The sequence below is a fragment of the Lysinibacillus sp. VIII_CA genome, from assembly GCF_049943995.1.
Lineage (GTDB): Bacteria > Bacillota > Bacilli > Bacillales_A > Planococcaceae > Lysinibacillus > Lysinibacillus pinottii.
Map to the genome: position 1 here is coordinate 219,878 of NZ_JBNFXM010000005.1, position 22,542 is coordinate 242,419.

General features: G+C 33.2%; 21 protein-coding genes. 7 read left to right on the forward strand and 14 right to left on the reverse strand.

Translation table 11 applies throughout. From position 1 onward, the window contains the following. Positions 1-9: 9 nt before the first annotated feature. From ACP3VS_RS09950 to ACP3VS_RS09970, 5 genes are all read right to left on the reverse strand, one after another. Positions 10-1,647, reverse strand: a complete 1,638-nt coding sequence (locus ACP3VS_RS09950) for a DUF4179 domain-containing protein (RefSeq protein WP_099805404.1) — start codon at positions 1,645-1,647, stop codon at positions 10-12. Then, on the reverse strand, positions 1,634-2,167 hold the full coding sequence (locus ACP3VS_RS09955; RefSeq protein ID WP_036214566.1) for an RNA polymerase sigma factor: 534 nt from the start codon (positions 2,165-2,167) through the stop codon (positions 1,634-1,636). Before ACP3VS_RS09955 ends, ACP3VS_RS09950 begins: the two co-directional genes overlap by 14 nt. A gap of 258 nt (positions 2,168-2,425) precedes the next feature. Then, complete coding sequence (locus ACP3VS_RS09960; RefSeq protein WP_012296006.1) at positions 2,426-3,787, reverse strand: TraB/GumN family protein; 1,362 nt, start codon at positions 3,785-3,787, stop codon at positions 2,426-2,428. Between the two features lie 215 nt (positions 3,788-4,002). Further along, positions 4,003-4,695: a stalk domain-containing protein gene (locus tag ACP3VS_RS09965; protein ID WP_012296007.1), complete on the reverse strand. Its 693-nt coding sequence runs from the start codon at positions 4,693-4,695 to the stop codon at positions 4,003-4,005. 285 nt (positions 4,696-4,980) lie between these two features. Beyond that, a complete protein-coding gene (locus ACP3VS_RS09970; protein WP_099805405.1) occupies positions 4,981-5,694 on the reverse strand; it encodes an SDR family oxidoreductase in 714 nt (237 codons plus the stop codon). A 253-nt stretch (positions 5,695-5,947) separates the two neighbouring features. Here ACP3VS_RS09970 and ACP3VS_RS09975 point away from each other — a divergent pair, with 253 nt between their 5' ends. Next, positions 5,948-6,286, forward strand: a complete 339-nt coding sequence (locus tag ACP3VS_RS09975; RefSeq protein ID WP_012296009.1) for a winged helix-turn-helix transcriptional regulator — start codon at positions 5,948-5,950, stop codon at positions 6,284-6,286. A gap of 373 nt (positions 6,287-6,659) precedes the next feature. Here ACP3VS_RS09975 and ACP3VS_RS09980 read toward each other — a convergent pair whose 3' ends face one another. From ACP3VS_RS09980 to ACP3VS_RS09990, 3 genes are read right to left on the reverse strand one after another with little or no spacing between them, the layout of a single operon-like run. Then, positions 6,660-7,934, reverse strand: coding sequence for a hypothetical protein (locus tag ACP3VS_RS09980; RefSeq protein WP_099805406.1), 1,275 nt, complete (start codon positions 7,932-7,934; stop codon positions 6,660-6,662). An 11-nt stretch (positions 7,935-7,945) separates the two neighbouring features. Beyond that, positions 7,946-9,622: an HlyD family efflux transporter periplasmic adaptor subunit gene (locus tag ACP3VS_RS09985; RefSeq protein ID WP_426388591.1), complete on the reverse strand. Its 1,677-nt coding sequence runs from the start codon at positions 9,620-9,622 to the stop codon at positions 7,946-7,948. A gap of 13 nt (positions 9,623-9,635) precedes the next feature. Further along, on the reverse strand, positions 9,636-11,828 hold the full coding sequence (locus ACP3VS_RS09990; RefSeq protein ID WP_426388592.1) for a peptidase domain-containing ABC transporter: 2,193 nt from the start codon (positions 11,826-11,828) through the stop codon (positions 9,636-9,638). Positions 11,829-11,970: 142 nt separating this feature from the next. On the opposite strand from ACP3VS_RS09990, the gene ACP3VS_RS09995 reads away from it, so the two are divergent. Both ACP3VS_RS09995 and ACP3VS_RS10000 read left to right on the forward strand, forming a co-directional pair. Next, the gene (locus ACP3VS_RS09995) at positions 11,971-12,216 is read left to right on the forward strand and encodes a hypothetical protein (RefSeq protein WP_426388593.1); all 246 of its coding nucleotides are present in this window, start codon (positions 11,971-11,973) and stop codon (positions 12,214-12,216) included. Then, a complete protein-coding gene (locus ACP3VS_RS10000) occupies positions 12,213-12,392 on the forward strand; it encodes a hypothetical protein (protein WP_036165012.1) in 180 nt (59 codons plus the stop codon). Before ACP3VS_RS09995 ends, ACP3VS_RS10000 begins: the two co-directional genes overlap by 4 nt. Positions 12,393-13,067: 675 nt before the next feature. Here the strand turns inward: ACP3VS_RS10000 and ACP3VS_RS10005 are convergent. From ACP3VS_RS10005 to ACP3VS_RS10020, 4 genes are read right to left on the reverse strand one after another with little or no spacing between them, the layout of a single operon-like run. After that, on the reverse strand, positions 13,068-13,691 hold the full coding sequence (locus ACP3VS_RS10005) for a response regulator transcription factor (RefSeq protein WP_036164723.1): 624 nt from the start codon (positions 13,689-13,691) through the stop codon (positions 13,068-13,070). After that, positions 13,684-15,954, reverse strand: a complete 2,271-nt coding sequence (locus ACP3VS_RS10010; RefSeq protein ID WP_332291134.1) for a sensor histidine kinase — start codon at positions 15,952-15,954, stop codon at positions 13,684-13,686. Before ACP3VS_RS10010 ends, ACP3VS_RS10005 begins: the two co-directional genes overlap by 8 nt. Beyond that, on the reverse strand, positions 15,938-16,120 hold the full coding sequence (comX, locus tag ACP3VS_RS10015; RefSeq protein ID WP_036164729.1) for a competence pheromone ComX: 183 nt from the start codon (positions 16,118-16,120) through the stop codon (positions 15,938-15,940). Before comX ends, ACP3VS_RS10010 begins: the two co-directional genes overlap by 17 nt. Before the next feature lie 10 nt (positions 16,121-16,130). Beyond that, the gene (locus tag ACP3VS_RS10020; protein ID WP_426388594.1) at positions 16,131-17,030 is read right to left on the reverse strand and encodes a polyprenyl synthetase family protein; all 900 of its coding nucleotides are present in this window, start codon (positions 17,028-17,030) and stop codon (positions 16,131-16,133) included. A gap of 323 nt (positions 17,031-17,353) precedes the next feature. On the opposite strand from ACP3VS_RS10020, the gene ACP3VS_RS10025 reads away from it, so the two are divergent. The 4 genes from ACP3VS_RS10025 to ACP3VS_RS10040 all read left to right on the forward strand — a co-directional run bounded on the left by ACP3VS_RS10025 (position 17,354) and on the right by ACP3VS_RS10040 (position 21,016). Continuing rightward, a complete protein-coding gene (locus ACP3VS_RS10025; RefSeq protein WP_230591299.1) occupies positions 17,354-17,557 on the forward strand; it encodes a Blp family class II bacteriocin in 204 nt (67 codons plus the stop codon). A 21-nt stretch (positions 17,558-17,578) separates the two neighbouring features. Beyond that, positions 17,579-17,824, forward strand: coding sequence for a hypothetical protein (locus ACP3VS_RS10030; RefSeq protein ID WP_036164731.1), 246 nt, complete (start codon positions 17,579-17,581; stop codon positions 17,822-17,824). A 1,286-nt stretch (positions 17,825-19,110) separates the two neighbouring features. Continuing rightward, positions 19,111-19,788, forward strand: a complete 678-nt coding sequence (locus ACP3VS_RS10035; protein WP_012296018.1) for a response regulator transcription factor — start codon at positions 19,111-19,113, stop codon at positions 19,786-19,788. Then, positions 19,781-21,016: a sensor histidine kinase gene (locus ACP3VS_RS10040; protein ID WP_012296019.1), complete on the forward strand. Its 1,236-nt coding sequence runs from the start codon at positions 19,781-19,783 to the stop codon at positions 21,014-21,016. The genes ACP3VS_RS10035 and ACP3VS_RS10040 overlap by 8 nt, the downstream gene beginning before the upstream one ends. 56 nt (positions 21,017-21,072) lie before the next feature. On the opposite strand, the gene ACP3VS_RS10045 is transcribed toward ACP3VS_RS10040, so the two are convergent. After that, the gene (locus ACP3VS_RS10045; protein WP_099805411.1) at positions 21,073-21,633 is read right to left on the reverse strand and encodes a ferric reductase-like transmembrane domain-containing protein; all 561 of its coding nucleotides are present in this window, start codon (positions 21,631-21,633) and stop codon (positions 21,073-21,075) included. Further along, positions 21,623-22,531 carry an FAD:protein FMN transferase gene (locus ACP3VS_RS10050; RefSeq protein ID WP_257216161.1) on the reverse strand — a complete coding sequence of 303 codons (909 nt, stop codon included), beginning with the start codon at positions 22,529-22,531 and terminating at the stop codon, positions 21,623-21,625. The genes ACP3VS_RS10045 and ACP3VS_RS10050 overlap by 11 nt, the downstream gene beginning before the upstream one ends. Positions 22,532-22,542 lie beyond the last annotated feature (11 nt).

Genomic DNA, 22,542 nt, shown 5'->3' on the forward strand with positions numbered 1-22,542 from the left:
TTTTCATCCTTATTCTCCTATTCTTAGAGGTATACGGAGTTCTTCATCAGGTTGGAGAGTTGCGTACTTCCAAATATAAATATCAATGTCTTTTTTATTGAAATTATCATACTCGTCTATTATTTTATTATGATCCAAGCGTATGCGCGGTATTCCACCGACTCTTTCATTATTATCCAAGTAATATGTTTGCCCAACTCCACCGAACGATGGATTTGTACTAGAAGACTCCACATAGAAGTAATTGTCTTTCTTATAATATGTCCATGTGATAGGATATCCACCAATACTAGACGTTTTAGTTTGAGGTTTGTCCGATATATTAGTCAGTCGAACTGGTTGACTATCCCCTTCGAACTCATTAACTCGTTCCTTCGCAACAAGCGTTACAGGTTGATTGGCTAAGGCAGTAGCATTCAGACCTACCATTTCAAAATGAAGTTCCGTTCTGTTTGCTTCTAAATTTAATCTTCCTTTTAATAGTGTTCCACCTACATCAAGGTAATAGTCATTGTAAGGCACACGGATGTATGTCTCTTTATCTTTGGATGTAAAAATCAATCGTACTTGAGTCGGGGTCACTTTTATTTCATGGATTTTAGCCCCAACAGCAATTTCATTGTCCAATGGAATATTTAGTACTTGTTTAAATGACCCATTTTCCAAGTGTTTTTTTGATAGGTCCATATTAATATTCCAGGTACTCTCTTTGGTCTCTGTGATGTAATCATAAGTAAGCTGGAATTTTGCGCCTTCAGCCTGTAACACATCCGATTTAAATATTTGCTGACTCAAGTATCTCTCTGTAACTTCCCCTGGAGGGTGGAAACTAAAAGTTTCAGATTTTTGGATGGAATTATCTTTTACATTCATAGCCTCTATAAAAATCCCTTTATCCTGCATATCAGGATCTGTAAATGTAACCGTTGATTGAAGTAGTACTTTCCCTTTTGAATGTTCAAAGGAATGTAAGGTTACACTATCAATGCCATCCTTGTGAATAGGTAAGACTTGAGTATTAAAGTTGTTAGGATCATAGTTGATAGACTGCTTTCCAACATCGATGATTTGAATTCCTTCTATCGTAAAATCAATATTAGTCGTCTGGTCTTTTGCCACCCATTCTGCCTCAAATATACCTTGGAACATACCAAGTTCTTCGTTCCAATCCTGTAAATACACTCCCTCAATAAAGTTCCCCTCTGAATCTTTTAATCCAATCTGATCAAATCTTACATCATTTCCATCCCAAGAGGTGTTAGGTTTCAGGCTATACAGTAAAGAAGTTCTATTATCATCTATAAACGCCGTGTGTACCGTTAACGTAAATCCGTCCTTCGTAATGGATTGCTCAATCGTCTGACCTAAGCCTTGTGCTAATGCCGATTGAATACCAGCTCTATATGAAAGAATGTTTGACCAATCATAATTCAGAGCTGCATAAACTGGCGTGGCCATGAGCGCGACAGCTAGTCCAGCCACCAAAGCGAATTTCTTTCTTCTGCGGGGGCGTTGTTCAATCGTTTCACCTTCAGCCATCTTTAACTCATCTTGTTCAATAGAGCTCCACATTTGTTCAAAGTCAGGGTAGACCATATTATGATCTGCCTTCATCAATTTTTTCAGCTTCTGTTCAGTGCGTTCCAAATTGATTCTCTCCCTTCAACCATAGATTTTGGTTTTGTTCCAGTTTTTTGCGCATTATTTTTAATGCTTTATGCAGCCTCGACTTCACTGTACCTACAGGAATTTTTAACGCTTCTGCGATTTCTACTAACGACAACTCACCGATAAAACGAAGGGTGACAACGGCCATGAGCTTTTCTGGCAGCTGCTTGAGCAATTCCTCCCATTCCTCCCCAGCTACCTTCTCCATGACAATAGTGTCTACGGACTTGACCAATGCCGTATTCTGCTCATGGAGAAGTTGAACCTGACCTTGTTTTTTCAATTGAGCCTGCTTTCTTTTTAACAAGTTTAAGCATTGGTTCATCGCAATGCGCATAATCCAAGCACGTATATGCTCAATGCTTTTCCAATCCTGACGGAACACGGTAACAAATACATCATGGCAGAGATCCTCTGCATCTTGTGCATTTCTTAGCATGTAGTAACAGGTACGGTATACATCCTTATTGTATGAATCAAATAATTCTCGTTCTGTCAATCTGAGTCACTCCTTTCTGACTGTTCTACTTTATAAACAAATGACTATTAGAAATGGTTCATCTTTTTTAGAACTTTCTTGTTATGTAATTCAATTAACCTCACAATAAAAACAGGTAGCAATAGTGTTTATGATAGGATATCTAAAACCCTCTGTTTTTTAGCTTTAGATTATATCATTGGGTTAGGATATTATGGGTGCAACTAAAAAAAAGGCAACCCTAGCTAAATTCATAGCTTTGGGTAGCCTTTTCAAATTTTATTGATAAAACGGCTTTACCTTGTATCCGTTTTTCTCCAAATGATAACGAATATTTTTATCTACTAGGAAATGTCCTGATCCCACAACAACGAAGTACGTCCCTTTTTTCTCTTCCAGTACATTCATGATCTTCTTGGCCATTTGCTCATCACGTAAACCGAAAAGCATTTCATTGAACTCAGATGATGTACCCTCCATTGCTTGGAAGCTTTTTGCGAATTCTTCAACATTCCCTTGCTGCCAGCTTGTAAACCATTCTTGAAGCATTTCGGATTGATTTTCTTCAGATGGATTTATGATATTATCCAACACAGCAACTAATGATTCCTCCTGTGCCTCTGGGGATAATGCTTCAAACATATCAACCTGTGCTCTTGTACCTTCTAATTCAATCACTGGCTTTTGCTGTAACTGTGCGTTCAATAAAAAGTATATATCAATCCCATGCATTGCCATTTCTTGTGGTGTCATTCCAAAGGAATCGTCCATTGCCAGCATTGATAATGCGTTAGAAAGCATCCATGGCTTTTGCACTGTCAGTTCCTCCATTGGAAGATTGTAAAGCTTAGCGACTTGTTCAAGCTTCGCGTATGTTTCTGGTGCAACCGTATCTTTTAGTGTTTTACCATCTGTATACATTGCTTTTTCTGCATAGTATTCGAGTGCTTTCGTATCCAAGATATTCGCCTCTACTAATAGCGCATCCGACTCATTGAATGCCTTTACTAGCTTTTTATTAAATGGATATAAGTCTGGTGTTCCTAGATGAATAGAACCTAGTAAATATACAAGTGTATCCTCATCCTCGACAACCCAAGCTACTCCGTTCGAACCTTGCTCTGCAAGCGCATATGTACTCTGAATGAAACGCACAGCTAATATAACAGCTTGTTGTGTCGTTGCCTTGTTCTCCAGTTGCAATCCGTTTGAAGAGCCTTGTAAAATATTATGCTCTTTCATAAATTGAATAGGATCTTTACCCACAGATAAATCATAGCGCGCTACAATATTATATAAACGTTTTACAATATCCCCACGTGTGTTATCGTTCTTCACACTCACTGGTTTATATTGTTTGTTTTCTTCTAAGCCTAGAGATGCAATTTTCTTTTCTGTTAAAGCTAGTAGTTCATTTACTTTATCTACCGGAATTTCTTGAAGGAAACCATCAAAATACCATTCCATTGGGTAGATTCCGTATTTTTCACCCTCATTTAATGTTGATATTGCCCACTCACTAATTGACGGTGTTAGAGGCAGTGACTGCTCCTCCGCATGAATCACAGGTACAACCGTTGTTAGCATCAATGAAGCACCAAGCAAAATAGCGCTTGTACGTTTCATGATCTTTTTTATCATAAGATTTTCTCTCCCTTTTCTTCTTCCTTAACTACAACGTTTGAAATTATACCATAAATATACCAACTATTTTATATGTAAATGTGAAAATATTTACATAAATGTATGGACTCTTAATTATGTCGCTATAGTTATTCAAGATCAATGTTAAACAATATTCACCCCATTAAATAAGACGATGACACACATTCTTGTCATCGCCTTTAAATTAAAGCTTATTGCGTAAATTTAGGGTCTAATATACCAAGGCCACTGCCTTCCATTTCAAACTTCACTTTTGAAGCACCGTCTAAATTAACATTAACCTTTACCTTTTCTTTTATTGATCCACTATCATAGATCAATTTATTATCCGCGTAAATTTTCATATAGCCTATGCCGAATGAGCCCGCTGCTAGCTTTTTAACAGGCGTTAGAGATGTTTCAAATGTCTTATACTTTCCATTAACTAAGTATTCAACTGTATGATCTTGTACAGCCCCTCCACCGTGGAAACCTCCTAGTTGATAGGATTGTTCAAACTTTTCTCCAGTACTAATAACAATAGAGCTCGGGTTATGGAAGAAGTGATCTTCATCACTCCCAATAGGTTTTACATCTTTTAAAGAGATGAATTTAGGAACATCACCAATATAAACGGATTTTGATTTTCCATCCCATGTCACATTTTTTCCTAATGATTCAGCAATAAATCGCATCGGAACATAGGTAGTTCCTTCATAAATAAAGCCAGATTGACCCTCTTGTGGCTTTTTTTCCACCTTATCTACATAGTAATGAATCGTATCTTGATAAACATTTATTTTTTTCAAACTGCTTGCTGCGTCTGTTGTTGAAAGGTAGGTGAAGGTTAAACCTCCTAATATAAAAAAGCCTAAATAACTTGTTATGATAAGTAGTTTTTTCATATAGTACACTCCTTAATATATTTATATGTAATTATACCAAAAATTACATACTATATTCCAAGATATTGTTCAAAATAGAAAAAACCTGTTTATCACTTCTTTGGTCATAAGCAATTCTTATTCTACATCATTAAATTTGCCTTTTAAATGAAGCCTAAGGTTACTAGGCTATATTTGTTTAATCTCACATACTTTTGTTTATGAAATTGAAGCTTTTCCCTTTTAATAGTATTAGTATCTGAACATTTCTTAAACCCGTATGCATTTTTTCATTTAGTTACGGACTTAAGCTAAAATGTGTCCTCCTTCTACATGAAGAATGGTTCCGGTCACGAAACTATTTTTTAGTACGTATAATACGCTTTGTGCAACATCTTCAGCCCTCCCTATACGTTTCACTGGAAGTTTGTTTTCAACAGAAGCATAGAAATTATTACGTACTTCTTCTGGCATTTTATTACGAGAAGGTGTATCAATGATACCTGGTGAAATAATATTCACTCGAATCGGAGCAAGTTCTAATGCCAAAGTTTGACCCAGATTTGAAACAGCTGCATTGACTGCACCTAGATTTGCTGAACCAATCATAGACTTATAGGCTACAACCCCAGAAAACAAAGTAATGGAACCGTTTGGTAAAATGTTTAACGCGCCGTATTTAGCTGCATAATATTGCCCCCAAAATTTGTTTTCAAACAACTGTCGAGCTTGAGCTGTACTTGTTTGGAGAAATGAGCCACCGGATGTTTCTGCTGCGCTTACTACGAGATGATCGAACGGACCAACTTTTTCAAAGAAAGACACAACTTGCTGTTCTTGTGTTGTATCTAGTATGTAAGCTATAGCCTTCGCCCCCAATTGCTCTTTTGCATTCCGTAATTTATCTTCAGATCGGCTTGCAATGATTACTTCAGCACCTTCGGCTATTAGTTGTTTCGCAGATTCCAAGCCAATTCCTGAGCTCCCACCAATAATGACAATCTTTTTATCTTTTAACATGTTTTTACCCCCTATATTTACCAATGGTAAATTAAACATTTAATTTCTCTTGCATGTGTATATCAAGCATTAATTTTTAATGGGTATCAGAAGTCTCATTAAGATCACCTCTTCAATCCAGCCACAACGCTATTATATATACAGTAACTTCATTTATGGAAGTAGTGATATTTATTATATAAAGTTTCTAAAAGGATACTATTGTGGTAGTATAGGGTGAATTAGATAAAGAAATTTTAGGAGGCTGCTTCTGATGAATGTGATTGAGCCAGTCGTGTTGACCAAAGGAACTCCAGGTGAGACTTGTCCCATTGCTAAAACGCTGGATGTGATTGGGACTAAATGGACATTTTTGATTATTCGTGATCTGCTTATAGAAGGAACGATGCGCTTTAGTGACCTATTGAAATCAATGGATGGAATTAGCCCGAAAACACTTTCCCTCCGACTTAAGTTGCTAGAGGACCAAGGAATATTAGAAAGAAAGGTATACCCTGAGGTTCCCCCTCGCGTGGAATATACGCTAACAAAAAAGGGAAAAGGCTTGGAAGGGATTTTCATTGAACTAAAAAGATTTGGATTAAATTTATAAAAATAATATTTAAACTGTAAGTAAGGCATACTTTAAAGTTAAGCATTAATTGCTTCTATCATTGTGCAAAATGGACGAAATTCAATGAATAAAGAAGATCAAATACGTGATCTTATTATCCAAACTTCACTAAGTTTATTTAATAAACAAGGTTACAACCAAACTTCTATTCAAGATATTATGAATGCTACGGCATTAAGATATTAAAAAAATGCTTCAGGCATTTTCCAAGAAAGAGACTGATAGGTAATTCCAATAAAAAGAAAATGCTACACCAAGTTAAAACTCGTATAAAGGTAAATGATTTACCTTTATACGAGTTTAATCAAATTTTTATATACTAGTTGAAAGTAACCTACAATAACGTTAATAATTACATAAAATATCCATTTAATGCCTGTGTATACTTTTCACTTAGCATATAGTATTCGCATTTATAAATTTTAATTTGTGAATCAATTCGCTGAATATCTCTATCTATTCTTTCCACTTCTGCACTAGTAATTACTCCAGCATTAAATTGTATTTGTAAATCCTTTTTATCTGCAATTAAAGACGCTCTAGTTTCCTGCAAATTATTCATTTGTAAAAACATTTCTTCTTGTTCAAAGTAAAACTTTTTGATTTTTACTTTTAATTCCTTTACAAGATTATCTTTTTCATATTTAGCTATTTGCCATGTTTGGTAATAATAATCTTTTAAATTTGTTTTATTAGAATCAGCACTATTGTAGTTTTTCTCTGCTAACAATATATCCTCTTCTAATTCTCGAACATTGAACATTTTATACATTTTACTTTCCAGTTCCATTATTGGTAATCTATTAATTTCTTTATCAATTGATTGCAGCTGAAGCATTCGATTATAGGGCAACCCAATCTCCAATTTCAGTTCCTCTAAATAAAAACGATAGGCTCTTTCTTTTTCATCAAGCTGCTGGTTTAATTTTTCAATTTCCCGCTCTTTTTTCTCAACATCCTTGTTGCTCGTTAACCCCTGTTCTTTCATTATCAATAAATCTTCGATATCCATATGAATATACGATACTTCTTTCTTAAGTTGATCAATTTCAGTCTCAAGTAATAAAAGGCTAATATACTTTTGAGAGATATATTGTTTAATAGCCTCCCTAGTTTTTTCAATTCCGATATAATTTTTATTTTTATTAGTATCTATTACTTTAGCAGCATTATTCAATTCTTCGCGTTGCACTTTTATCTTTTCTTGTAGCTCCTGATTTCTTATAACCTCCTGGCCTTCTAATAATTGATTCAGTGTCGTATTAATTAAAATTTGTGTACCGATCAATTGTCCAATCGCCTCTTTTTCTTCCTCTGCTAATTGGTTAAAATCTGGATGCTGATGAAGAAAGTACTCAGGATCTGTAGGAAGTAAACTTATAGTTGGATTATGAATATTATCTAGCTCTTTTAATTCATCTTGTATATTCTTGTGTTGTGAACTTAACGCCTTAATTTTAGTTTCTAAAAGTTTTATATTCCCATGATTATTTAGTGCTAATTCTACTGCCTTTTCAATTGTAATCGTTTCTATATCTTCTGTTTCTTTCGCTTGAGCTACTGTTGATACGCAAAACATACATAATACAATGCTCAAAAAATAAGGTACAATTGATTTTAAGTTCATATTTTATACCTCTAGTCTATAAGATTAACTTTCTCTAAAAGATAATTTAGAATTTTTTTAGAATCTGTAATGACAGACGCTTCTGCTGTCATACCTACCTTAACTTCACCTTTTTCTCCTTTTTTATTGCTAAGCGATTTACTTGTAAGAGATGCTTCCACTGTATAATAACTCAAGCCATTTTCACCCGTCACTGAATCTGGACTAATTGAAGAAATTTCTCCTGATAAATAACCAAAATTTTGTTTTGGAAAAGCTGAAAAATGAAAATTAACCTTGTCACCTATTTTTATTTTGCCTATTTCTTGATTAGGTACCGCTAAAGTAACTTTATATTGAGATTCTTGATCAGGAATTATAGACAAAATTGGTTCTCCAGCTTGAAGAAATTCTCCAACATTAATTTCCTTAATAACATTTATCGTTCCACTTGTAGATGCTTTAACTGCACCTTTATTTGAGGAAATTTCTAGCTGTTCAATATTTTCTTGTATCGCTTTTTTCTTTTTCTCCGCCTCTTCAATTTGACTATTTATTTCTACAACTTTATCTAGCTCAAACTTTTTTAGTGTGACTTGTACACCCTCATTTAGTAATCCTTTTTGGTTGTCTATATCTTGCATACTCTCGGCTAAATGTTGCTTTTCTAGGTTTAGTCCATCATTATTTATGACTAAATCTGTTACTTTATCTAAGTTTTCCATATCAATTTTCGTTTGTTTTAGTTGTTTTTCTAAAGTATTGATATGTGTATCTATATCCAAGATTGTGTTATTAATAAATTTTTCTAATTCTAAAGAGGCGTTTTCATACTGCATTTTTTCCTTTTCAATCTGAGCCTTTGGAACAAAACGCTCACCTAACTCTAAAGATCTTTTATATATTTTTTCATTATCATTCATTATTAAAGTTAATTGATCAATTTTTTTTTGATAATTAGCCAATTGAGAATTACGTACTGAATCGCTTGGGTCTAAATGATTTTGTTTAGTAATAATTGATTTTTTTAGTTTTCTTTCGTTATCTAAATCAACCATTACTTCATTAATTTTATTTTTTAGTACCCCTTTTTCTACCTCATACTTAGTTTTTTCATCTTTGAAAGTTCTTTCATTTTCTCGTATCTTAATATCAGTCATTTGGCTAGATTGCTCTAACGTATTTCTTTTCTGTTCTACATCCATAGAGCTACTTTTAAAATCTATTTCTAGTTGCTTATAATTCGCAATATATTGATCTACTAATTTTAAGTATTTTAATTCTCTATCCTCGGATTTGGAAAATTGATTCTTTCTTTGTTGAATGCTCACCTTGTATTTGTTCAGAAGGTTTAATTCTGACTCGATTTGTCCTAATTCCGTTTTTCTGTTCCCCAATTCTTTTAAAACTTCTTTTTGCTCTATAGAAAATAGTAAATCTCCTTCTTTTACTTTTTGGCCCTCTTTTAGATATAGCCCTTGAACTTTACCGATTATTGGAGAATGCACTGTATGTACTTTTTCATTTGGACGTACTATGCCATTCGCTTTTGCAACAGTATCTATCTCACCAAAGTAACTCCAAGCTAATGCACATATTAATATAACTACCAAAATAGAAATAAAGATTGATACGAACGGATGTGGCTTGGATTCTAAAATCTCCCGACTATCAGTTAACTCATTTAAATTACTTATTTTTATTCTCATCTATTTTCACCTTTTAACTAGTAACTAACTCTATTTGTTCATTTCCACCAGCAATTTGATTTCTCCAAAGTTCATAATATCTACCTTTACTATTCAGTAATTCTTCATGTGTCCCTAATTCAATAATTTGCCCCTGTTCAATCACACAAATCTTATCGCACTTCTTAATCGTGCTTAATCTATGCGCAATAATAATAGTAGTAATTCCAGAACAATAGTCATCGATGGTCTCCGAAATGGCTTTCTCTGTGATGGAATCCAGGTTACTTGTAGCCTCATCCAGTATAAGAATATCCGGTCTTTTTAAAATTGCTCTTGCAATAGATAGACGTTGACGTTGTCCGCCCGATAAATTAGATGCATTTTCCTCAAGAACCGTACTATAACGCAAAGGTAGAGTATTAATAAAATCATGGGCTTTCGCAATTTTTGCCGCACTCACAATATCCTCAAGTGTCACATCATTATCTGTCCCCAATGACAAATTCTCTTCAATTGTCCCGCTAAAAAAGAAACTCTCTTGAGAAACATAGGCAATTTTCTCACGCAATTTATGAAAATCTAAATCTTGAATATTATTACCATTAATCAAAATTTCACCTTTTTCTGGCTGATAGAAATTTAATAGAAGCTTTGCTAAAGTTGTCTTTCCGGAGCCACTTTCGCCAACAAAAGCTACCTTTTCCCCCTGACCAATCGAAAGGTTCATATCTTTTAAGATTAGACTTCTTGTGCCATACCTAAAATCAACATTTCGTATATCTATATCGCCTTTTAGATGTTGAGGAACCATTCTTTTTCCTTTATGCTTCTCTTCTTCCGTTTCTAAATCAAGTATTTCTCCTAATCTTTGAGAAGCGACAATAGCGGACTGAAGCATCGGCTGCAAATTAACTAAGTTTTGCAATGGCGTTAAAAAGTAGGCTAATAATGCATTAAAGGCTATTAACTGCCCCGCTGTCATATTTCCTCTTAGAACTTGATATGATCCTACCCATAATATGACCGTTCCACTTACTAGACCTAAATAATTTTTCAAAGAGTTTTGATAGTTATCAATTAGCCCGTGCTTAAAAATACTTTTTAAAAATTTAATAAAGCGTTTTTCAAGTTCATCTTTTGTTGCTTTTTCGGCATTGTAAGCTTTAATGGTTTCGACTCCATTAAGAGATTCTACAAGATAAGCATTTAATTGGGCGTTTTCTTCCATTTCTCTACGATTAATATTTTCATAGGTTTTTTTGAATAGCCATACAATCAATATGTAAACAGGGACCATAACCAATGTTATTCCAAATAAAAAGGCACTTTGGGTATACAGTATAACAGCCCCAACAATGACCATCATGGTATCTAGTACTATTGTTAAAGTTGCTCCTGATAATGCCTCCCGAACTTTAGACGCATCCATTATTCGAGAGATAATTTCCCCTACCTTTCTTGTACTGAAAAAATTCATAGGTAAATTTATGACATGACTATAATAATTTAGAATAAGTGAAATATCGAACTTTTGACTAATATGTAACAATAAATAGTTACGAAATGCGTCAAGTATAATTTGGAATGTGTAAAGTAAAAGTACGCCTAAAGAAATAATATGTAACGACTTTTCTAAATTAAAAACAAGAATATCATCGATTAGTAATTGAAAATAAAATGCACCTGCAATACCAAGTAATGTATACAATATAGAACAAATAAATATTTGAAAAAATAGCCATTTTTGTGGTTTTAGTAGATGGAAGAAACGTGCGAAAAGACCTTGTGTTTCATCGCCTCTTTCAAACTTAATTGACGGCACAAGTAGGACAAGAACGCCTGTCCATATTTGCAAGAAATCTTCAGGTGTATATTTCACAATCCCTTTTGCAGGGTCGGCAATAATTACTTCTTTTTGAGTAATTTTATGTATAACTACATAATGTAATATTTTTCCATCTATAACACAATGCGCAATCGCCGGTAGTGGGAACTCCTGAAAAAGAGCCTTAGCGTCTCCTTTAACCGCTTTTGCAGTAAAGCCTAGTTCTTCAGCTGCTTTTATTAAACCAAGAACGTTCGTACCTTGTTTATCTGTTCCTGCTACTTCCCTTAATTTAGAAATAGGAATTTTTAATCCATATTGCTTTGAAATTGTAGATAAACAAGCGATACCACAATCCTTTTGATCATGCTGCTTTACACAAACATATCTTTTAAACATTTAACTCTATCCCTCTATTCAATAATTAAAAATAATGACTATCTGTGTATATCTCATAAGAATATATATTTCTATAATTAAGGAAAAGAACAAACGATTTCAATTGCGTGATTACTCATGATTCAAATGCGTAAACACGCAATTGTTTAATCTTAAAGGAATATATATATTTTTTTTAGGGGGGACAAATGTTTTACAGAAACATATTTTTGCCCTCAAAGATATTAAAAAGGTTGAGATTAATAATGAAAGAATTAACAAATTACCTTTCTTAAGTTGGCGGCGTGCTAGTATTGGAGCTTACTTTGGCGGACTTGCTGATCCAGGGGGTATTGTAGGCGGAGCTATAGGAGCAAGCCTTGGTACAATGAGAGGTAATGTAAAATGAATTTTGTTATTAACAGTAATTTCAAGGAACTCGATTTTACTGAACTTTTAGCTTTTGATGGTGGTGGCTACTGGACAGGATTTAGTGCAACTGTTATTGGTGGTGCTGAAATAGAAGTTAGATTAGGCGCAGGAGGTGTTGATGGGATTGTTGGAGGCTTAATTTACGTATTTTAATCGGATAATTAAAAAGAAGATTAGTGTAACCACTTATCCCCCTTTTATTGTAAGGAGATTTTTATTATATGAATATAATCAAACAATCATTAACTGGGTTACTAATCTTATTAGTCTTTTTTATATTTGCAACCATTATTGCTATTATTGAACAACAGCCATTTTTTATTATAATGCATTCTCTAGGAATTTTCTCCAGTCTGACTTCGAGTGTATTTATCTATAAAAAATATAAAAAGCTTCAGTAGTCTAATAAATTTTAAAGAATATACTAGAAATTCAGTATTATAATATCGCAGGATTTATACCCAAATAAACTTCTATAATAGATATTTTGGTTATGGAAATTTCTGGTGATCGATTTCTACCGTAATTAATTCAACACAAAATCCTCCCTTAAACAATAAGCCTTTAGGTGACTCCTTTTCTGGAGCAGCAGGGACATTATTGGCACTTTCAGGAATTGAAGAAGGTAGATTTTATTCGTTATTATCACCAAAAGCAAAAGAAGCTTTTCTTCAAATAAAAAAGCAACTTAAGAAAAACTATTCTTTAAACTTAAAACTATAACGATTACCATAGGTAGAGACTTATAATGAGGAGTTTTTCGTATTTAAGTTCGAAAGGTTATGGATAAAAAGAGCAGTATAAGCGTTATACTACTCTCCCTAATTTTCAAATCAACCCCATCTCCTTCGCTTTTATTACCGCTTCAGCACGTGTCCCCACATTTAACAGTGCATAGATTTGTGTTAAATTATTTTCAATTGTCCGTTGCTTTACACCCAGTTCAAGCGCAATAGCCTGATTCGTATATCCTTCCATTACGAGCTCGAGTATTCTTTTTTCTCTGTTATTGAAGCGCAATATTTTTTTGAGAGAGTTCCCTGAATACCGATCATTAACATAATCAATAAAGTTTTCAGGAAGTAACATATCATTGTTCATGGCTGCGTAAATGGTTTTTAATATCCGATCTTTTGTTGCTGTTTTCGAAATCACATTATTAATTTTCTTTTCAATAATTAAGGAATAGTAATCTTTAATATCATCACCCGTATATAAAATTACAATTGAGGATGGATATTTTTCCTTCACTAATTCAGCAAATGTTAGACCACTGCAAGCACCGAGATTAACATCAATTAAAAAAACATCATACACTTTTTTCTCAATAACATCTGCAAATGACTCTATATCATTTAATGTATCAATTGAAATGTCTGATACGGCGTTAAAAAGCTTTTTACTGCCATCCAAAATCATAGGATGGTCGTCTACTATAAGTAGTTTAATCATAAGTAACTCCTTCCTCTATTTTTATATGGACGCGCATCCCTTCGTCAGGAGCAGACTCAATTTGGATAAAACCGTTATAAGCATAAATACGCTCTATTATTCCTTGGAGTCCCATAGAATTTTTCCGTTCACTTTCGGACAAATCGCAGCCTATACCATTATCCAAATACACCAGCTCAAAGCCATATAGTGTAGAGATAAGTTGTATCTTCACATAGGTAGCTTGTGAATGCTTTATTGCGTTATTTAATAATTCTTGTACTGTTCGATAAATGAGTAAAGGATAATCAGCATTCGCTAACTCTACATCTTCAATTTCAAGAATCATAGCGAAATCCGCCCGCTGATCTGTCTCTGCAAATAATTTATTTAATGCTGCCTTTAAACCTTGCTTTTCTAGTAGTGGTGGCTTCAATTTTCCACAATAATAGCGTAATTGGTGATTAAGCTCAACCAGATTTTCGCGATGCTGCTGAATGAGTTGTTGTATTTCTTTTTGTACTTGCCTGTCTTGAAATTTATCTATCTCTCTAATTAGATGGATTTGTTCTTGAAGAATCGTATCATGGAGCTCTTGAGCTAGCTGATATTTTTCGTTTTCGAGCTTTATCCAAACGAATTTCCTTAGCCATGGAGGATATGGCTTACCTGGTTTTTGAGAAGTATTCAATTGGTAGATTAAGTCTTCAACCAATTGCGTATTTTCAATAAAGTTACTTATGTACATAATCAACAGTTCAAGGCATAATAACTCTTCTCTTTTTAAATAAACTTTATCTTTATCCCCAATCGTAAGAATGTATTTTTGATCTAAGGTTTCATGTAAACAACCTATATAAAGGTCCCCTATTTTCTTTATCTCACCTAAGCTTATTTTTTCAATAATATCAGTATTAAAGACAGGAACAGACGGTAAATCATTCTTTATAACTGTTCCATCAACTGTAGAGTAGATATAAATAGTAATATTACTAACAGCTAATTGTTGTGATAGTTCCTCTGTAAAACGCTCTAATAATTCTTCAACTGTTGTCACTTTTATAATGCGTTCAATAGTTTTATGGACAACGTGAATATAATCTCCTTTAGGGGAATATAGTAGCTTCCGATTAGCATAATCTATTTTTTCTTTAATATAGAGTGCAACTACCAATAATATAAACACAAATAAAAAGATATACAGTAAATCCATTAAATAAATATGAATAGTAAGATAAATCCCTGTACATATTAAAGCAGCTAACGTTAATGAAAACAAACTATAATTACGGATCTTGGAAATTTGATAATCTAAATCAAACAACCGCTCAGGAAATTGCACCAATAGTAAAGAAATAGGGATAACTAATAAAAACAAAGCGCAAACCGAAGATGATATGATAAATTGTTTAAATAAAAGAATCGGTAGAACGTAGAGTAGCACAAACGGGAGGAATGGTACTATCAAACATAAAAATAATAGCAAAAATTGTTGCTTACGATATCTTATGTAAGACATACCCATTATAAAAATAGCATAAAGTATTAGAACACAAAATATAACTAAAATTAGGATTGTATTGAATGGTCTTATCAAAGGATTAACCATCTCACATAGCGTCAATAAACCAACAATACAAGTAAATCCATATAAGATCATTTTATTCACTATAAAAGTGAAATGAATACTTAAAGATTTAAGATAATTACATAAAAAATGAATTAATAAAATTAAGCTTAATATTAAACCATTGCTTATTATAAATATGCCTAAACTATCTAATCGAGTAGAAGCTCCCACACTGCTATAAGTCAATGAAACTGTCAGTATAAATAAAATAAAGATGCCCAAGGATTGAAAGGTTTTTCTTTTATATATATATAAATAAATACTTAACGTTAAATTGATAAAGAAATAAACTAATGGAATAATGAAAGCATGCAGAAATTGATATGGTAACTCTGAATACTTAATTTGTATAGTCTTTAAATTACCCTGTGAATCTTCTAACAAGATACTATTTGCACTTCTTATCATATATTCTTTTGTGTCTTTTCCTGTTTCTATTTCTTTATTATCTACCTCTAAAATAGTATCCCCTTTTTTTGCATCATTGAGGTTTGCCCACTCAGGATAGGTAAAATTCTTTATGACCCAATCATTATGTACTCTTTCGACTTCAATGCCGATCAATGGAAATCTGAAACTGATAGACAACATATATACGATCGCTAATGTATAGCTAATAATCGTAAATAAAAACGCACTATATTTTATTTTCATCCACTGCCCCGCGCCATCCAAGCCCTCTAAAATAGATAGGCTCTTTAAATGCTTCCAAAATAGCCTGTTGCTCTCGTGTTGTAACACCTACTAATGACAATTTGTTTTCTTTTAAGGAAACAATTAAACTAGGATTTTCTAATAAATACTGAATTAATTTTCTCAAATTACAGCCCTCATTCCATTAATTTCTCTAAATATAGCCTACTTTTTTTGCTAAATGGCATTATCTTTAATAAATCTAGTGCTTTATATTTAAACGTATTTTTTAATGCAACGGTATAATGGATAGCTCCGTTATTCATCAAAGCATCTTCAAAAATTTGATTATCTAAGTATGCTGTAGTACCTGAATAATAATCTGTTAAAATTTTCGAATACTCCTCACTTTGTTCAAATAAAAAAATAATGGGTATGGAAAATTTTTTATTTAGCAAATCATTTTTCTTATTCCATATGTTTAAATCCTCAATATCATTTTTTATTTGTTGAATAACACCTATATAGCTTGAATACTCTTCTACACAGGGTTCATATTTACCTAACGCTAGAACCGTGCCTAATTGACTACTTAAGGCAGTCAATGATCCAGATTTTAAAGTAATCATTTCTATATAGCTTTCTTCAACTCTACAATTATTTAATAAATCTAAGTGTTGTCCGTTAATACTTCTTAAGACAAAATCGTTTAAAACACCTACAGCTATTTGTTTATGAGTAAAGGAACTTTCACTTATCAGCTTTATAGCTAAAAAAATCATGGCTAAAGTTGCATTCATAGCAAAAGCAGGTTCATTGCACCAGATATTATCTGAATCATTGTCTTGTAAATCATCTATTATATCAAAGCTTAAAATTATTAGTTCAATAGCGGCAGCTATCTTTATAATTTCCAAGTTATCATCTTGGGCAAATTCTTGATAGTGAATCATACAGAGATGCCCAAAAATCATATGCGAATCTTTTTTTTCATCAATATAATTTAAAATGTTAGTTCTGAAAGACTCATGGAAATCTTCCGATAAAACTATTTCTTTCATTTCCTTAAGTATTTTTTTTTGATACAGCAACTCCACCCATCACCCACTTTTAAAATATTTACATTTCATTATAAACGTCTAACAACAAAATGGAATAGTAAAATTTTGTTATCAATTTTAATATTTTGCTATATTTCTAAAATTGGTAATCGAAATTCAGGTAAAAATTACATAAAGAATGCTAATAAATTGGTGTTAATTCCCCCCCTAAATAGAGCTACATTCTGTAATCAACTGTGTGATTACGCAATTGATACTTTGCGGAATTACACAATTGTAAATATGACCCAAAAAAAATAATATATGTTTAAACATATATGTTAATTAGATTCCGATTACTAGAAAGGTGGTGAATACATATGTTAGGGATGAACGAACTATCTGAAGCAGAGTTAATGGAAATAGATGGCGGGGGCCTGAAGAATGAAATCTGGAATACAATTCAGACTTCTGCAGGGTTTGCTACTGTTGGTGGCCTTGTTGGTGGTCCGGCAGGAGCAGTAGTAGGAGCTCATTACGGAGCTGTTGCTTATATTATTGGGTATGCGATTGATAAAAAATAAATGTAAAGGAGAACACGATACATGAGAGACTATTGTTTTGATGCAAATTTAATTGAATTGTCTAATGATGAGTTACAGATTAGTGGAGGGGGCGCTGCATCTTCTGTTCTTAATTTTTCTACAGGTGCAGGTCTTGGCGCGACAGGTGTTGCTTTAGTACAAGGAGCAAAAAAAGGGGCTCAAGTGGGTAGACTTGGTGGACCTTGGGGAATTGCTGCTGGTGCCGTAGTAGGTGGGGTAGTTGGAGTATGGTTAGGTAACGACTAACTAAAATAAACTTAGTTTTGACTTTTTGATTATAATTTAATTACATAGTTCTAAGTAATTGAATTTAAATTTTTATTTGTATCATCCCCTTTTAGTAATCGGTGTTATAGACATTTGTTTAAAATGGCGAAACACTTTGCTTTTAGGGGATTCCATTTACTTTAGCTAAGATTTGAAAAAATGTTTCAAAGTTGGATAGGCATGCAGAAACATAAATTGAAAATTAGAGGTGGTGAACAATTTTGATTAATAGGAAAGCTATACTTATCCCGTTACTAATCTTATTTATTGCTCTTTTACGCCAAGTAAGTATTCACTGGGGAGAAAAAACAACCATATTTTGGTTTTATTTATTTGGAGTAATTTTTTTGGCCATTATTTTTCTATATCAATTACTTCTAACCAGAAGAAAAAAAGAACGATAATGTTGACAGGAATACAAGCTGTTTAGTTTATTTAAGTCCCTTTTTCGATAAATCTACATATTTCATACATAAGAATCACTTATTTTACATTTGATTGGTTAAACAGTATAGACACTTAGTATAAAAATAGCTCCACTCAGCTTATGTACATATATACTGTTTACTAGTTCGTGTTTAAAATAAAAACAAACTTCTGCATTTTTGTTCAGACTCAGAAATGAGTGCCAATTAACGAAAAAGTAGTTAGACGTTAGAACAAAAATAAGTTTTTTTACACGCTTGATCTCTATCTCCTACATATGAAGAAATACCTTATACACAAACGGAAAATTATGCTAATGGTGTTTAAAATCACATGATGCATATTCTATTGAGGCTTTACAAGGATGTACAAAAGGAAAAAATTGAAAAATATTATTATTATTTAAAAGTATTAACCACAACCATTATTACCCCTCTATACCTCTCGTAAAAACACCTCCTTAATCAGAGAGGTGTTTTCATTTATTTCAAGGTTCAGTCATAATTTTTATGTGATTCATTTTGCTCTTTCCGTTTTATGCCGCTTGCTGTGATATTCGTAGTATACTTTTATCACAACCAACTAAGGGAGTAGATCAATGCCCGAATCAAAACCTATTGGCTGGCACATTGCACAGAAATAAAAGATTTACCCAAATCATAATTTCAAAAATCAACGATACATCTTGATCGTGCGGCTCTCATATTGATTACCAATGGTCAAACCTCCACTACTTTTAAAAAAGCATCGCATCTTTTTTTCAAAGCTACAATTTTCAGTTTAAATTCATTTTAGGGTTGTATAGTATATTGAATATAATTTACAGGGGGAAAACAACTTTGAAAATATTACTTGCAGAAGATGATGCTCGTTTAAGAAAAAATATCGTATATATTCTTAGAAAGGAATTTCACCACGTAATCGAAGTGGATAACGGACTAGACGCGCTCGACCATACCTTTTCCGAAAGCTTTGATTTATTAATTTTAGATTGGATGATGCCTCAGTTGAGTGGTCTTGAGGTTTGCAAACAACTTCGAGATACAGGTTTTAGTGGTGGTATTTTGATGCTGACTGCAAAAGATGATACCTCTGATATTATTCAAGGTTTAGATAGTGGAGCAGATGATTACTTAGTAAAACCTTTTAAGATGGAGGAACTTTTAGCAAGAATTCGAGCAGTACTGCGAAGAAAAGAAAAAGTAATCGAACAAGTCATCCAAGTAGAAAATTTACAACTTAATATAGATTCTCGCGTTTTCCTTCGCGATAATACTGAAATTGAATTAACTAAAAATGAGTTTGCACTCTTAGAATTCCTATTCATCAATAAGGGACATGTGCTTACAAGAGAACAAATATGTATTTACATATGGGGCTATGATTTTGACGTTTCAAATAACTCCTTGGATGCACTTGTGAAACTCGTCCGAAAAAAAATTGATACTAGCCATGAAAAATCGCATATTCAAAATGTAAGAGGGATTGGCTATAAACTGAGGGATTACTGTGTTTAATAAAACAAGAAAAAAATTATCATTATTATATGCCACCATTTTCTTTTCGTTTTTTTCTCTCTTCATCATCATTCTTTATTTTTCACTCGTAAATTTGATGGATACTCAACAGTTAGAAGAACTAGAATCCATCTATACAAAACAAAAACATGATTTTTATGAATACAAGGATCATGACAAGGAAAATTTGAGCTATGATCCAAACCGTAATTTTTTCTATTACATTTATACAAACAACCATATATTTGTTCACGGTGATGAGTCCTATAAAGGTCTGAAAACACAATTAGAGGAAGTCTTTACAAAAAGCAAGACAAATGAAAAAACAGTGCTCCATTTCGAATGGCAAAATGAGCATTTCCTTCTTCTGAAAAAACCTATTTACGAACGTAATGAGGTTGTTGGATATATCATTTTAGGGAAATCCATTACTTCACAACAACACTTTTTCAAAAAAACCATTCAGTTACTTATTCTGTTAACTTGTATTTCTACAGTCTTAATCGGACTCCTTAGTTACTATATGGCAGGTAAAGCAATGGTCCCTATTCAATGGTCATATGATAAACAGAAAAAGTTTGTTTCAGATGCCTCTCATGAATTGCGCACACCACTCAGTATTTTTTATAGCTCGCTCGATATATTAGATCTAGAAGAAGCTAAAAATATAAGCCCTTTTGGCAAAGAATTAATTCATGAAATGAAAGAAGAAGCTCAACTAATGAAAGAATTGTTGGAGAAATTGTTATTTTTAGCTCGCCATGATCAGCAACAATGGAATCAGCATATAGGTGTTATACCACTCTCCAAAATGCTAGAAAAAGTTAGTGCAAAATTCCACAAATTAATGCCTCCTGAAATACAATTTGAAACACAAATTGAAGAAAATATAGAGCTACTTGGAGATGCAGCAAAGATACAAGAACTACTCTATATATTATTGGAAAATGCTATTTCGTACTCTAAAAAAGGGAAAATAACACTCACCCTTTTAAAAGAAAGAGATTCTATTGAAATTGCTTTAACCGATCAAGGAATTGGTATACCAGAGCATGAATTATCCTTAATCTTTGAACGATTTTATCGTAGCGATGCTGCACGCCAAAGAAACGGAACTGGTTTAGGTCTGTCAATAGCAAAAGCGATTGTTGAACAGCACAATGGGAAAATTTTTGCTACAAGTAAAGTAGGAACAGGCACAACATTTCATATTGTATTTAAAATTTGAAATAATAGAAGCATCAATCCTTCCCTTTTTCTAGGAAGAGTTGATGCTTTTATCACTTAGATAGACGTATTATTTTTCGGGGAAATGTCCTTTTTCAAACTCTCTTGGCTCACTCTTCGCAAAACCAATATAACTAAAGTGAAACCGGCTGTTAACGCATAAAAAATTAGTACAAATAAATTTTCAGTATCAGTACCAATGATGATGCCATGGCAAAGTGAAAGTAACCACGCAGGTAACACAAGCATATGAATATTCTTCCATATAGATCGACTCATTGTTTTAATCCATAAATCTGAAGTCATTAACACGATCAAAAAACAATAAAAAGCAATTGTGCCAAGACTAGAGGCTACTGACTTATAGTCGGCGGCAAAAGGAATCAAAACTTCCACTACATTATAAGGCTTATAGCTGTCAATCATTAATACAAGCATATGGGCTATTAATGTGAACAACCCCATCCAACCTGCATTTTGATGTATTTGATAAATTAAGTTTTTATGTGATTTTACATATGGTGATTTTCTTAAAAGCCCAAAAACAATGGAGATTGTAAAATAAAAATAGGCTAAAAATCCAAATAGTCTAATCCATTCCCATGTACTAGTTAACAACTTCTCTCCCCCTTGCCATCATCCAATAACCTTCTTGTCCTTCTTTGACAATAAACCGAGCATTTCGTTGACAATTTGTTTCAAACCACTGTTGTTGCTCACTTTCATCTATTAGGAAACAAAGCTTTGCCCATACTTCGGCATCACACAATGAAGATGTTACGACCGTCGCTTGCAACACATCTGTTTTGGCAACCTCACCTGTTCGTCCATTCAATAGATGATTCTTCGTAATATTATTTTGTGTCCAACTTCTAAAAATTCGATTAGAAGTGGCAATCGCTCCCGTGCTAATATTGATATAGCTAATTTCTTTATCAATTATTTTAGGGTCAGCCACACCAATCTTCCATATCTTCTCCCCTGTAGACCATAGTTTCATATCACCACCACCATCTATAATGCCGTAATCAGGGGCAACCTCATTTTCAAGCCAATTAGCCAGCGTTTCTATGGCATACCCTTTAGCAAATCCACCTAAATCAATTTCCTGGTTCGTAAGTTTCATTACCTGCTGATTGCTTAAAAACTGAAATGGCTTTCCTGAGATGGACTTTACATTTGAGGATTGATGCTTAGCCACTTTAAATGGGAACGACTGATTGTAGCCCTGCTGCTCCAGCTGCAACTTCAAATAGGGTGAGAATAATCCATTGGATTGAAGATAATATTGATTTGCTCGTTGTAAACAATCATAAAGTGACGTGCTTAGTTGCAATGTCTCGCCAATCTTTAATTCATTTAATAGTGACAACTCATTATTAGGTAGAAACCTTGACCATTCTTTTGCTACGTACTGCAACCATTTTTCAGCCCGCTCTTTCCAATTTTTATTTTTACCTTTTGGAATAGCTATAAAAAAATCGGTATTCATTAATTGTAGGGAAAGTGTGTCCATCTTCATCATCT